The sequence below is a fragment of the Parahalioglobus pacificus genome (genome assembly GCF_014652275.1).
GTDB classification, from domain to species: Bacteria; Pseudomonadota; Gammaproteobacteria; order Pseudomonadales; family Halieaceae; genus Parahalioglobus; species Parahalioglobus pacificus.
The window spans coordinates 626,377-638,988 of record NZ_BMYM01000001.1 but is presented as its reverse complement, the minus strand read 5'-3'; the positions used below and the strand labels follow the sequence as shown (position 1 = coordinate 638,988).

Here is a 12,612-nt window from a genome sequence, read left to right as displayed (position 1 = left end):
ATGTTGTCTGACTCGGACTACATCTATGACGTGCTGATTGTCGGTGCCGGCGCGGCTGGCATTGGTGTGGCGATCGCACTGCTGGATGCAAACATCGATAATTTTGCTGTCCTGGAGAGCGAACAGGTGGGTGCTTCGTTCGCCAGCTGGCCGCGGGAGACGCGGTTTATCACCCCTTCGTTCCCCACCAACTCGGTAGGCATGCTTGACCTGAACTCAGTGGCCATTGGCGTGTCGCCCGGTGCCAGCCTTCAGGTGGAGCACCCCACAGGTTTCGAATTTGCCCAGCACCTGAGGGCGATCGTAGATCACTTCGGAGTTCCGGTTCGCGAGGGCGTCAACGTAACCGGCATTGTTAAAGACAGCGGGATATTTCTTGTTCGTACCGCCAATAGCGAACTCCAGGCGCGACATGTCATCTGGGCAGCGGGCGAATTCAAGTATCCAAGACGTCTCGGGTTTCCGGGTGCTGAGCTATGCCGACACACCGCGAGCATCGACAGCTATGACGATATCGATGGTGACGACATCATCGTTATCGGCGGCTACGAGAGTGGTGTCGACGCAGCCTTTAACCTTGCGTTCCGCGACAAGCTGGTGCGCCTGTTTGACCGTGAATGCCCTTGGGAATCAATCAGCACCGACCCCAGCATCGCACTGTCTCCCATCTCGTTGGAGCGCATGCGCGAAGACTGGTTCGTCGAGCAGGTAGAGCTCCACCCCTACTCGCCAGTCACTGCGGTACAGCCGCATGACCAAGGTTTTGAAGTCACAGTGCTTGATGGCAGAACATTCCACACCGACGTGGCACCGCTATGGGCGGGTGGTTTCGAAGGTAGTCATATGCGAATCGCGAACCTGTTCGAAATGCGCCCGGATGGCTTCCCGCAACTGACAGAGAGTGATGAGTCCACACTCGCGCCAGGCTTGTTCTTCAGCGGTCCCATCGTGCGACACGATGAACAGGTGTTCTGCTTTATTTACAAGTTCAGGCAGCGATTTGCTGTCGTTGCCAAGGCGATAGCAGACTCGCTAGGCATGCCTTCGGACTCGCTGGAGTCCTATCGCACCTGGGGCATGTATCTGGACGACCTATCGTGCTGCGGCGGGGAGTGTGTTTGTTGAAGGAGAAACAAGCACCTGCTGGTGACCGCCTGTGGCGCGCCATCACGCGCCCTCAGTGGCTTGGACAAACGATTGCGAGTCTTTGCTGGGTAGCGAGCATGCTGGCCTACGGGCTGGACTCTTCCGGGGACTGGCTGCAATTGCTCGCGGCATCGGCGTGGTTGTTATCCAGTCTTGCGTCACTGGCAGCAACCTTGGGCAACGGCTCTGGAAGCACGGAAGTAACCACGACCAAGTCACCTACCGGCCACTGATTGCGCTGCGACTCCGGTCAAAGATCAATACAGGGACCTAGTGCTTCCAGCTCAGGCTTCGCTTGCGCATGATTGACAGCCCGTAGGCTTGATCGTAGTAAGCCGCCTCGTTGACAAAGGCAACATGCACCGGCTCTGGGCCATCGAAAGGAATGGTCTGCCCTGTATCGAGAATGAACAGCGGCTCGCCAGGCTTTAGCTGATGATAGTCCTTGTCCTGCAAATCAGGATGTACCATCCCGCTGATCTCACCGGCTGTGTTACGGGGTAAGTGCAGTTTCTCCACGAACTGAAAGACTTCGGCCTCCCGCGGCGATTCCAGGTCTATCTCGCCTGCATCTAGTCGTTCAATAAAGTCCAGTGAATGAGACAGGGCCTGTCGCGTTTGCTCGAAGATTTCCCAACGCAATAAGCCCTGTGGGATGGGCCCCACCTCGATCAGGAAGCCGTGCCTCGCAACAGAGCATAGGAAAGGATCGGCAGCCGAGGTGTTGTTCTCGTAAAAAATAACGGCTTCAGGCAGTTTTTGCTGTACATAATGCGCCATGTCCAGGGCGATTGGATCGTGTTGCTGCACCACCAGCGTTATGCCCATGTTGGCAGTCGTGGTGTGCAGATCAATCATCCATTCGGTCTTGCTATCGGGACCCTTGGGCCCAAACTGGCGGTTGATAGCCTGAGCCAACGCCTGCTCTTTGTTTGCAGCAGCCTCACTCAGCAGTTCGTCAGTAAAGCATCGGTTTAGGTCTTGCTCGAGATACCGACAGTTCCGCGCTATTGCAGCTTCATTTGCCAACAACGTCTGAGCGGTAAAGCTCTCACGCGTGAGTTCCTGGGGATTGTTCTGAAGCCGATGAATCAATTGAACGCCGGTTTTCTCATTGCCGTGAGTACCCCCAACCACAACAACCCGATTTAAACTGGCCATTTCAACGCTCCTTATTCATCACATGATGCGGATCTTGCTTCACGACACACTGCTGGATACTCACAACAAGCCACCCCGGCACGCCGCACCGACCCACTGCAATCATGGATGCAGCCGCGCGCCGTACAGGCAGTGGCTTGCACCTCCCTTGAGTAATTCAGGCAAAGCCCAGCGCACCCTTGCCGACACCTTCGAACGCTTTTACGCATACCTTACCGCGCGATTCTTCGGCAATACAGCTGGCAAGGTGCATGGCAATATTCTCTACCGTGCTCACATGTGGCATTGTGAACACGTACTTGCTGGGCAAGCTTATAGCGAACTCGCCTTGTGCCGCAGTGTATTGCATAGAGGTATGCGGTATGCCGTTGTGTTCAAACTCCTCCACAACGTGAACGTCGGTGGCCACATAGGCGTCGGCTAAGCGCTGTGACCATTGTGTTTCCAGGTCGCTGTCGCGGCTGCCATCTATGGAAACCTCCAGGCGGGAGCGGTGCCCGTGGGCAATGCGCTGGCACTGCCCTTGATGCTTCTGCAAACCATGGGTGTAATGATAAAAGGCGCCCGCGATGGATTCGCTGCGCAGTACGATAGCAACCTCTTTCACGTTATCTGGCAGTATTTCCTTCAACTGTATCTCAAGCTGAGCCCCGATCTGTGGGAGCTCAAGCGTATCGCTATCGAGTAACAGCACCGCATCTTTAGGGGACCGGTGTCGCACCTCGCCGCCATCCGATAAGGGGAACCTGATTCGGACTTCCTGGCCATCCTTCTCGATTTCGCATCCCGCGGACTCGACAGGAACCAGCAGCCGATGATCAGCCTGCGCATCAATAAACTGCTTGATCTGTTTCTTGACCGAGCCGAAGTCAAACACCATGCCCTGATCGTCGAGCTCGCCGCTGAGTTCAATATCGACGATCCACGACTCCCCCACAACGCCTCGCGCCGCGTCTAGGTAGGAGAAGTCCATTACCGTGAGGTTCTCCACAAACAGTCTTGCCATGAAAGCACCCTGGCCCCGCTGTTGAGGGGCATAAATGATATGTTGTAACATTTGCCGCCCATCCGCCGCCCCGCTCCCCGCTGTTACCGTGGGAGCGGATGCTCGTCGCCTGGACATGCAGCGAATGCACTGTGTGCCGGGTATTGTACCGGGCTAGCGCCGGAAACGCCCCGTCACTCAGCCACGAATAGCGAGCCACAATGAGCCAATCTGAACCTTCTACACTAATTAAAAACGCAAGAATCGTTAATGAGGGCAGCATAGTTGAGGGTGATCTTCGCATTGAGGGCCAAAGAATTGCTGCCATCGCAAATGAACTGTCCGCGGGTGTACACGAGGACATCATTGATGCGGCAGGCTGCTGGTTGCTGCCCGGATTTATCGACGATCAGGTTCATTTTCGAGAGCCGGGATTGACCTACAAGGGGTCTATTGCGACTGAGTCGCGAGCGGCGGTAGCCGGTGGTATTACCAGTTTCATGGAAATGCCGAATGTCGATCCCGCTACTACAAGCATTGAGGCATTGGAGAGCAAGTTTGACCTGGCTGCACAAAGATCGATGGGGAACTATTCGTTCTATCTTGGGGCAACCGAGGATAATCTGGACCAAATAAAGCGGATGAATCCCAAGCGGCACTGTGGTGTAAAAGTATTCATGGGCGCGTCGACTGGCGATCTGCTGGTCGAAAACCCTAACGCGCTCGAGGCCATCTTTCGGGAGGCACCCAGCCTAATCGTTACGCACTGTGAGAGCGGCCCCGTTATGGCCGCTAATCGAGACAGAATCCTTGAGACGAAAGACCAGCTGACCATCAATGATCATCCGGTGCTGCGCGATACGGCTGCATGCTACGCATCCTCTGAATACGCTGTAGGGCTCGCGAAAAAGCACGGCAGCCAACTACACGTACTGCACATTACGACGGCGAAGGAGCTCGAACTCTTCGCACCCGGCCCCATTGAGAATAAGTCGATCACAGCGGAGGCTTGCGTACACCACCTGTGGTTCACCGCTGACGACTACGACCGCCTCGGCAATCTGATCAAATGCAATCCTGCGATCAAATATCAAAGTGACCGGGATGCGATCATTGAGGCGCTGAAGTCCGGTCGCATCGATATTATCGCCACCGACCACGCCCCTCACACGCTGGATGAGAAAGAGCAGCCCTACTCCAATGCACCTGCGGGACTGCCACTTGTGCAGCACGCGCTACTGACCCTTCTGGACCACGTCAATGCAGGACGAATGTCACCAGCACTTGTGGTGGAAAAAACAGCACACGCACCGGCCAAGCGCTACAACATTTCAGAGCGGGGATTCATCCGCGAGGGTTACTTCGCAGACCTTGTGATGGTTGATCCAGGAGCCGCTCATCGCGTTACGGCCGACAACATCCGATACAAGTGCGGCTGGTCGCCGTATACAGGCCACACGTTTACGGCGTCCATTAAATCCACCTGGGTTAACGGGGCGCGAGTTTTTGACGGCAACGAGATTATTGAATCGGCCAGGTCGCCCATGGCAATGGTCTTCGACAGATAGGTGAAACTGATGTACCGAAGAGAAAGGCTACCTGACATTACCAGTCAGGCACTGACGCAGAGTGCTCTGTCACTGGATTGGGTGGGCATGGAAAACATCGATGTGCCCATTTCGATGGCGGTAGATGGCGACGAGCCTCAGCAAGCACTGGCGAAAGCCAGTATTTTCGTCAGCGTTGACGATCCGGCCGCAAAAGGTATTCACATGTCGCGCTTGCATCGTCGGCTTAACGATTTGAGCGAGGGGTCGTGCACACAAGGTGCCCTGGATAAATTGTTGAAGGAGTGCGTCGAATCCCAGAGTGGTATCAGCAATAATGCCCGTATCGATTTAGCGTTCGATCTACTACTTAAAAAACCCGCTCTTCTGAGCGGCGAGTTCGGCTATCAATCCTACAAAACGTCCATCAGCGGCGAGATCGTGAACGGGAAGTATTGCTATACCCTGGGTTTGACCATCCCCTGGGTTTGACCATCCCCTACTCCAGCACATGCCCCTGCTCTGCCGCGCTGTCGCGCGAACTGAACGCGGCGGCCATAGACGCCAAATTTTCCTCTGGTCAGATTGACAAGGCTGAACTGCTCGAATGGCTGACGACTGAACAGGGCAATGCTGCCACGCCTCACGCACAGCGCTCCTATGCCTACCTTGAATTGGACATTGGCGAACACCGCTGGCCCGAGCTCGCAGATCTGATTCGGCAGCTGGAATCAGTGATTGGCACACCAGTGCAAACTGCTGTGAAGCGCGTAGACGAACAGGAGTTCGCTCGACTGAATGCTGCGAACCTGATGTTCTGTGAGGACGCCGCCCGGCGCATCAAGCAGTTCCTCGAAACCCAAGTACACATCACTGACTACTGGTTCAAGGTGGAGCATCAGGAGAGTCTGCACGCCCACAATGCCGTGGTGATTGATCGTAAAGACGCTCGACAATCACGCGAATTACGCCGAAGGTGAGCTTTTAACCTAAGTGCCGAGGGCCGCGGGGCCTGACCCTGGTGAGCTGGTAGACTGTTTACTCACGATCGCGACTTCATCAGACGATTATCAAACTTGGATCAAGAAGAGAAAACAATGTCAAAGCGACTGCAGGGCAAGCGTGTACTGATAACCCAGGCCGATGATTACATGGGGCCCGATGTCATACGTCTCTTTGAGGAGCATGGCGCCGAGATCATTGCCAACACCTCCGACCTCTCGCAGGCAGGTGCCGTGCAAGAGCTTGTGCAGAACAGCGGCCATATCGACGTGCTGGTTGCCAATCTTGCCGCCCCGGCAGGTCGCTTCAAGCCGGCACCCGACACTGATGCCAATACCTTTCGTCGGATGTATGAAGTGATGGTGTTTCCACTACAGCAACTGTGCTCGGCGGTGTTGCCGCAAATGTACGAGCGCAATAAGGGCAAGATAGTCGTTTTTGGCAGTGCCAGCGGCGTCAAGGGCATGGAAGGTTTCACCGGCTATAGCAGCGCGCGCACCGCTCAGGTGGGCTATGTACGCAGCGTGGGCTTGGAGGCCGCTCATCACAACGTGCAGGTCAACCTGATCGCACAGAACTGGGTAGAGAACCCGGTGTACTACCCGCCGGCGATTCAGGCACGTGAAGACTTCCAGGCGCGCCTAAAAGAACAGGTGCCACTGGGGCGGCTGGCCACTGGCCGCGAAGACGCACTATTCGCGCTCTTCCTTGCGTCAGACGAGAGCGACTTTTTCGTTGGCCAGTCTATTCCCTTCAGCGGCGGTTGGGCCCAGTAAACCGCCGCAACCAGTGGCGGCTTTTCACTGTGGCAACAGGAGATTCGACGCAGGCTGACTATCGGCAGTCCGCGTCTGCCCACTCCAGCACGATGCGCGACAGGGCCAATCGACTCCAGGAAAACGAGTGGTCGCCGCTGATTATCATTGATCGCACCTTCAGATTATCGACGGCCGAGTAAGCCTTCTCTGCCGGCACTATGATGGTTTCGCCGGGGGTTACCGGATCGGTATCGCCTGTCACCATCAGCACTGATTTGCCCGCAAGTTGCGGTCCGAATGTTTCAATATCCAGCGACTCCATGGGCGCTGACGCCAGCTCTTGCTTCAACACTGCGCTGTCGAAATTGTTCAACATGAAAAGTGTATCGGCGTAATCCAGAAAACGGGTAGCACTGGGATCATTTGCGGCAACCCCGGCTTTCCATTGACCGATGTTGCCCGGCGCCATGGCGCCTATGCACTGCAAATCTGAATCACGGCTACCGGTGGCCAGCGCTGTCCATCCACCCAGACTGTGTCCCAGCAGAGACAGCTTGTCGGTATCGATGCGCAAGCTCTCGGCGTTGTCAGGCTCTCTCAGGTAAGCCAATACAGCAGCCACATCATCAGGGAGCTGGGTAACGCGGTAATCACCCTCTGCACCCCATGCGCCCCGGTAGTGAAAAAAAACCACGTTGAATCCTGCCCTTCGCATCACCTGAGCCAGGTCCAGATTTTTCTCATTACCGGGAAAGCCGTGTAGCAAGACAAAGGTGGGGTGTGGGCCGGCGCCGCTGGCCAGGTACGCTAGGCCCGGCATACGTGATCCATCGCTGGTCATTGTTAGCTCAACAATCGCGGCAGGCGCAGCCTCATCCAGCGGTGGCTCCGAGCTCAAAGGATCGGCAGCAAACGCGCGGTATGACAACAACAGCGCGGCAACGAATAAAAGACGCAGCATGGATACATTTCCTATATTTCTGATGATCGGAAACTGTAAAAGTCTTCATCGCAGTCGTAAAGACCAACGCATTGACCTGCTAGTGCGTGGGGCGTAGTTTTACAGCCCTCACCCGTTTCACCCAGGAGCACCCTGTGTCAGCCAACATACCCCGCAGCCCGGACGACTACTCAAGCGAAATCATTGCTGAGCGCCAGTCGTTCATCGAGGAGAACACCCCGGCCAGACTGGACCACACCCGTCAGTACTCTTTCGATCCCGAGGCCATGTCCGGCAACATCGAAAACCTGTTTGGGGTGGCACAAATTCCCATCGGTATTGCAGGCCCACTGCTCATCGACGGCGAGCACGCCACTGGCGAGTTCTTTGTACCCATGGCAACCGTGGAAGGAACCATGCTTGCCAGTTACAACCGTGGCATGAAAGTCATCCGCGAGTCGGGCGGTGTCATTACCACGGTGTCTGCCGAATCCATGCAGAGAGCCCCCGTATTCGTGTTCCGCAACGCACGGGATGCCCGTGACTTCCAACTCTGGCTGCGCGACAACTTTGAGGCCATCAAAGCGCAGGCAGAATCCACTACGTCAGTGGGCAAGCTGATAGAGATCGAGAACTATCACGCACACAACATGATTTTCACGCGCTTCGATTACAGCACAGGCGATGCCGCAGGCCAGAACATGACCAGCCGTGCCACCTTCTTCGCCTGTGAATGGATTCGTAAGCAATACCCAGCCCTGTCGCACTACTTGCTGTCAGGTAATTTCGACACCGAGAAAAAGACCTCTTCCGTCAACATGCTAAAGGGGCGCGGACGCCGGGTTACGGCGGAAATCACCATCCCACGGCAGGTCATGATCGACAACCTGCGCATCACGCCGGAGCAAATGCACTACGGGCAAGGCATCAGCACCATGAGTGCTTTTCTCAGCAGCTCATCCAACAATGCGGCTCATCCCGCCAATGGCCTGGCAGCGCTGTATCTCGCGACTGGGCAGGACATCGCCAACATCGGTGAATCCAATCAGTGCACCACCTACAACAAGGTCACACGTGCCGGCGATTATTACTTCTCCATCACACTGCCCGCACTGATTCTTGCTACCTATGGTGGCGGCACCAATTTGCCGACACAGCGAGAGTGCCTGGAGATCATGGACTGCTACGGTGCCGGCAAGGCGCTTAAGTTGGCGGAGATAGCAGCCGCATTAACGGTGGCGGGTGAGTTATCGCTGGGCGCAGCCACTCGAGTGGACAAAGAAACCCGCGTGAATGAGTGGGTAGATGCGCACGAGCGGCTTGGCCGCAATCGTTAAGAAAAACCGCCACTGACACGGAGTGAAGGAATAGCGTATGGAGACATTACTCACCCGACTACTGGCGCTGGGGCCTGTGTTCTTTGGATTCCTGCTATTCGCGCCCATGCTCAATGGCGTTCTTGTGAACCTGGGCTATACACAGGTGTTCGGTCTGCCGTCGTTAACGGCCTCGCTAGTTGTTGGTGGGAGCTGGGGCGTCATTGCCCTGCTGCGAGGCCGCTGGCTATGAGCATGAAAGAAGAACGCGCCATCGCGCAAAAGTATATCGGGCCCTTTCCCTGGTTCATGGTGATATGGGGCCTGGGTGGCTTTCTGGGTTGGGTAGCGCTATTCCCCCTGGTGCACCTGGGGTTCATCCCAATGTGGCTGGGCTGTCTGCTGGCAACGGTGATTCTGTGCTATAGCTACCTCCCCAGCCATGAGGCCCAGCACGGCAATATTGGCCGGCCAAATACACGCTGGCGCTGGCTCAACGAAACCATTGGGCATCTTTCAATTTTTCCTATCCTGCTGCCCTATCGCCTGCATCGGGCCATCCATCTCAAACACCATGCGAACACCAATCATGATGAGCGCGACCCGGATATCTATATGCGTGCGGATACGATTTGGGGTGCCATGTATAACGCCTACCTGAGCAAACAGCCCGGCCGGGTTGGAGGACTCGCCGATGGCGTGCTGCCCGACTCCGCCGAGAAGACGCGGCTGGTCACTGAGGCGCTGATTGTCACCCGGATTGGCTGGCTGGTTATGGCGGTCATGGCCTGGAACGGTATGGCCATGGAGGTGTTATTGCTCTGGTGGGTACCGCGTCAGATCGCCGGCATCTACATTCCGGTCACCCTCTCCTGGGCGCCGCATCATCCCATGCGGGACCAGGGGCGCTACAAGGACACGCGAGGCTGGAAATCACCGGTAGGTACCGTATTGTCTGCCGGCATGGAGTACCATCTTGTCCACCACCTGTTCCCGGCCATACCGCTGAACCGGACGCCGGCAGCTTATCGTGAACTTAGACCCCTTCTTGAACAGCAGGGCACGCCGCTTGACGGTCTTTAGTCAGCGGCGGCCAATCACTTCATTTTCACCCAGACTACGCAGGGAGACTCTGTGGAAACACAACCGATCGTCGATAGCCTTAATGAACACACGCTGCCTTTTATCGAGATGTTGGGCGGCCGGGTTATCGCCATCGACCTCGAAGCTCAAACCTGCACCTTCGAGTTCAATGTCTCTCAAGATTTTTGTCACTCCGTGGACATTGTTCAGGGGGGCTTTGTCACAGCCATGCTGGACGCAGCGATGAGTCATGCCGTGTTTGCACTCGGTGAGGACATTGTCAATCTGTCGTCCCTGGAAATCACTACCCGTTACCTTGAGGCAACGCGTGCAGGCAAGTTGATTGCTATCGGTAAGATCACCAAGGCGGCCTACAAAACCGCTTTCCTGGAGGGAGAGCTCCGGGATACGGACGGGAAACTGCTGGCAACCTCACAAACCGTCGCGAAGGTTATACGTAAAAAAGTGGGCTGTAGCACGTCATCTAAATAAGATGACTTTGAACAATTTAGAGGTATGCTTCACTGAGTTCTATCTCCAGCATATGACCGGCACGAATACAACGTCACTAGACATTCGTGATTTAGCTTGAGGAGAAATACCAATTCAATGACTAAAACCCTGACGAAGTGTGAATGCCGGTTATGTGATAGAACATCGCTATTCAAGGACGACAAAGGTATACCACGTTGCAAAGAGACAGAGCGGAAATAGACCTGATCGAAGATAGCTTTGAGAGGGTTAAAATTCACAAAGCGGAGTTCTCTAACGCATTCTATACTCGCTTGTTCAAGGATTACCCCGAGCTCGAGCCGCTTTTTTCAAATACAGACATGGACCGGCAAGGTAGCAAGCTCTACGCCGCGCTCGTTTTACTTGTTGAGAACTTACGCCACCCCGAAGAGCTTGAAAGAGTTCTGCTACCTCTGGGTGAAAAACACGTCGGTTATGGCGCCACTCCCGAGGCTTTCCCTAAGGTTGGGAAGAGTATCACCGCAACGTTGCAACTCTTTCTCGGTGATCGCTGGACACCTGAACTCAGCCGGGCTTGGGAAAATACATTTAGGGACGTTACCGCAACTATGCTCCGTGGTGCGGGTATCGCTGTACCCGAACAAATAACCAACGTAATGCCTACGTCATATGAGTACGTAAGCAATTCCGGCAGCGCCGATACCGCACAGTTAGTGCAGGTAAGCTTCGCTCAAATAGGTGAAGATTACGAAGCGTTCACGGAGGCGTTTTACAACGAACTCTTTCGGCGAAACTCACATCTTCGCCCCTTGTTTGAGAGCGTTGACATCAAAATGCAGGGGAAAAAGCTTCATGCTGCCCTCGTTCTCTTGGTAGAGAATATACGGCAACCTGGTGAGATCGAGAAAATACTGCTGCCACTGGGCAAGAAACATATCGCATACGGTGCGACCGCAGAAAGCTACCCATTAGTGGGAGAAGCCCTACTGGCCACGCTTGAAAGATTCTTGGGAACAGCGTGGTCTAAGGATATAGCCGACGCATGGTCGGAAACGATTGAGCAGGTAATTACGCTGATGCTTGATGGCGCGCACGATGCTCCCGGCACCACCGCCAGTTCAGCTAGCGCCCCCAAATTAACTGATTCAAAAATCCCATACGCTAGCCAAAATCGCGATAAGGAATCATCGGCGAGCTCTCCGCGTCCAAGGAGTGAGAACAGGTTTACTCACTGGTTTTACTCTGTTCGATTTTCCACCCTTGTAGGACTCTGGGCTGTCATCGGCGTTGGACTCATATCGCTGTCTTTCGTCTTTCCTGAGATGCGATCGGTGGCCATTTTTGCTAATCCTTTAAGTTTATTACTTGCGCTTTTTTTGTACCTACGTGAGACACCGGAGCGTAAAAAGCAGTTCCATTACCACGCTTGGAGCACTATCGATCACGCGGCTCACGTTAAAACGAGTAATGCCAGATTCCTCGCGTTACAGGACCTGTGCGAGGATGGCGTATCCCTGAAGGGCCTTACACTCGAAGAGGCGGACTTAAAGGGCATAGACTTGTCGAGTGCGGACTTGGCATCTGCCAACCTGTGTAGCTGCAACTTATCGGGTGGCAGCCTCACAAGTGCTGATCTAAACAACGCGACTCTCGTTAAAGCGAATTTCAGTGGTGCCCAGCTCAGCGGCGCCAATCTAGGCTTTGCCAAACTCATTGGAGCCAACTTCAGCAGCGCAGACCTGCGTGACGCCAACCTGATGTTCGCCGACTTGAGCGATGCAAATCTCAGTGGCGTCAATCTCGCTGGCGCCAAACTAAGCGGGGCAAATTTTAGTGGCACCTACCTAGGCGGCGCGAACTTAAGAGATACGGACATAAGCGTGGCGGATTTAGATGACGCTTTTCTTGTTGGAGCATTAATGCCTCAAAACGACGGAGAGCGTGTTTAATTCAGCATCGATTCTGATTCATGCGCGAATAACATGTGGTTCGCATTACAAACGATTATGCTTTGACGTTTGATTGGGAATCTAACGGTCCAAACGGTTTTTAACTTGCCGCGTGCGCCATCTCCAGGGGCTACCTCTGCACTAACAGAAACCGGTTTGAGGTCGAGCGGTCGCGTATATGTCGAACAATGGTGGCACCGCATTAACGAAGGTCGTAGACCTAGAGATGGGAAATACCCTGCATCTCTGTA

14 protein-coding genes are annotated in these 12,612 nt (G+C 54.8%); 11 read left to right on the top strand and 3 right to left on the bottom strand.

All coding sequences use genetic code 11. The annotated features are described in order from the left end of the window. Positions 1-1,125 (top strand): NAD(P)/FAD-dependent oxidoreductase, encoded by a 1,125-nt coding sequence (locus tag IE089_RS03010; protein ID WP_189475017.1) that lies wholly within the window; start codon positions 1-3, stop codon positions 1,123-1,125. Next, the gene (locus IE089_RS03005) at positions 1,122-1,379 is read left to right on the top strand and encodes a hypothetical protein (protein ID WP_229802556.1); all 258 of its coding nucleotides are present in this window, start codon (positions 1,122-1,124) and stop codon (positions 1,377-1,379) included. Before IE089_RS03010 ends, IE089_RS03005 begins: the two co-directional genes overlap by 4 nt. Positions 1,380-1,416: 37 nt before the next feature. Here IE089_RS03005 and IE089_RS03000 read toward each other — a convergent pair whose 3' ends face one another. Then, positions 1,417-2,307 carry an aspartoacylase gene (locus IE089_RS03000; protein WP_189475014.1) on the bottom strand — a complete coding sequence of 297 codons (891 nt, stop codon included), beginning with the start codon at positions 2,305-2,307 and terminating at the stop codon, positions 1,417-1,419. Positions 2,308-2,464: 157 nt separating this feature from the next. Further along, the gene (locus tag IE089_RS02995) at positions 2,465-3,313 is read right to left on the bottom strand and encodes a 6-carboxytetrahydropterin synthase (RefSeq protein ID WP_189475013.1); all 849 of its coding nucleotides are present in this window, start codon (positions 3,311-3,313) and stop codon (positions 2,465-2,467) included. 200 nt (positions 3,314-3,513) lie between these two features. Here IE089_RS02995 and IE089_RS02990 point away from each other — a divergent pair, with 200 nt between their 5' ends. The 4 genes from IE089_RS02990 (at position 3,514) to IE089_RS02980 (ending at position 6,617) form a co-directional block, all read left to right on the top strand. Continuing rightward, on the top strand, positions 3,514-4,860 hold the full coding sequence (locus IE089_RS02990) for a dihydroorotase (RefSeq protein WP_189475012.1): 1,347 nt from the start codon (positions 3,514-3,516) through the stop codon (positions 4,858-4,860). A gap of 9 nt (positions 4,861-4,869) precedes the next feature. Further along, a complete protein-coding gene (locus IE089_RS15640) occupies positions 4,870-5,331 on the top strand; it encodes a GTP cyclohydrolase, FolE2/MptA family (protein ID WP_229802555.1) in 462 nt (153 codons plus the stop codon). Continuing rightward, entirely contained in the window at positions 5,328-5,819 is a 492-nt protein-coding gene (locus tag IE089_RS15635) for a GTP cyclohydrolase, FolE2/MptA family (protein WP_229802554.1), read from the top strand. Before IE089_RS15640 ends, IE089_RS15635 begins: the two co-directional genes overlap by 4 nt. Before the next feature lie 117 nt (positions 5,820-5,936). Further along, a complete protein-coding gene (locus IE089_RS02980; protein WP_189475011.1) occupies positions 5,937-6,617 on the top strand; it encodes an SDR family NAD(P)-dependent oxidoreductase in 681 nt (226 codons plus the stop codon). Between the two features lie 58 nt (positions 6,618-6,675). Here IE089_RS02980 and IE089_RS02975 read toward each other — a convergent pair whose 3' ends face one another. Continuing rightward, positions 6,676-7,560 carry an alpha/beta hydrolase family protein gene (locus tag IE089_RS02975; RefSeq protein ID WP_189475010.1) on the bottom strand — a complete coding sequence of 295 codons (885 nt, stop codon included), beginning with the start codon at positions 7,558-7,560 and terminating at the stop codon, positions 6,676-6,678. A gap of 134 nt (positions 7,561-7,694) precedes the next feature. Here IE089_RS02975 and IE089_RS02970 point away from each other — a divergent pair, with 134 nt between their 5' ends. The 5 genes from IE089_RS02970 (at position 7,695) to IE089_RS02950 (ending at position 12,361) form a co-directional block, all read left to right on the top strand. Then, on the top strand, positions 7,695-8,876 hold the full coding sequence (locus IE089_RS02970) for a hydroxymethylglutaryl-CoA reductase (protein WP_189475009.1): 1,182 nt from the start codon (positions 7,695-7,697) through the stop codon (positions 8,874-8,876). 37 nt (positions 8,877-8,913) lie between these two features. Next, positions 8,914-9,108, top strand: a complete 195-nt coding sequence (locus IE089_RS02965; RefSeq protein ID WP_189475007.1) for a hypothetical protein — start codon at positions 8,914-8,916, stop codon at positions 9,106-9,108. A 2-nt stretch (positions 9,109-9,110) separates the two neighbouring features. Then, entirely contained in the window at positions 9,111-9,938 is an 828-nt protein-coding gene (locus IE089_RS02960; protein ID WP_229802553.1) for a fatty acid desaturase, read from the top strand. A gap of 51 nt (positions 9,939-9,989) precedes the next feature. Next, positions 9,990-10,430 (top strand): PaaI family thioesterase, encoded by a 441-nt coding sequence (locus IE089_RS02955; RefSeq protein ID WP_229802552.1) that lies wholly within the window; start codon positions 9,990-9,992, stop codon positions 10,428-10,430. 197 nt (positions 10,431-10,627) lie between these two features. Continuing rightward, on the top strand, positions 10,628-12,361 hold the full coding sequence (locus IE089_RS02950) for a pentapeptide repeat-containing protein (protein WP_189475003.1): 1,734 nt from the start codon (positions 10,628-10,630) through the stop codon (positions 12,359-12,361). Positions 12,362-12,612: the final 251 nt, after the last annotated feature.

Bases quoted from the DNA above. Each gene is read 5' to 3' on its own strand.
- IE089_RS03010 (WP_189475017.1), top strand. From the start codon at position 1: ATGTTGTCTGACTCGGACTACATCTATGACGTGCTGATTGTCGGTGCC.
- IE089_RS03000 (WP_189475014.1), bottom strand. From the start codon at position 2,307: ATGGCCAGTTTAAATCGGGTTGTTGTGGTTGGGGGTACTCACGGCAAT.
- IE089_RS02995 (WP_189475013.1), bottom strand. From the start codon at position 3,313: ATGGCAAGACTGTTTGTGGAGAACCTCACGGTAATGGACTTCTCCTAC.
- IE089_RS02990 (WP_189475012.1), top strand. From the start codon at position 3,514: ATGAGCCAATCTGAACCTTCTACACTAATTAAAAACGCAAGAATCGTT.
- IE089_RS15640 (WP_229802555.1), top strand. From the start codon at position 4,870: ATGTACCGAAGAGAAAGGCTACCTGACATTACCAGTCAGGCACTGACG.
- IE089_RS02980 (WP_189475011.1), top strand. From the start codon at position 5,937: ATGTCAAAGCGACTGCAGGGCAAGCGTGTACTGATAACCCAGGCCGAT.
- IE089_RS02975 (WP_189475010.1), bottom strand. From the start codon at position 7,560: ATGCTGCGTCTTTTATTCGTTGCCGCGCTGTTGTTGTCATACCGCGCG.
- IE089_RS02965 (WP_189475007.1), top strand. From the start codon at position 8,914: ATGGAGACATTACTCACCCGACTACTGGCGCTGGGGCCTGTGTTCTTT.
- IE089_RS02960 (WP_229802553.1), top strand. From the start codon at position 9,111: ATGAAAGAAGAACGCGCCATCGCGCAAAAGTATATCGGGCCCTTTCCC.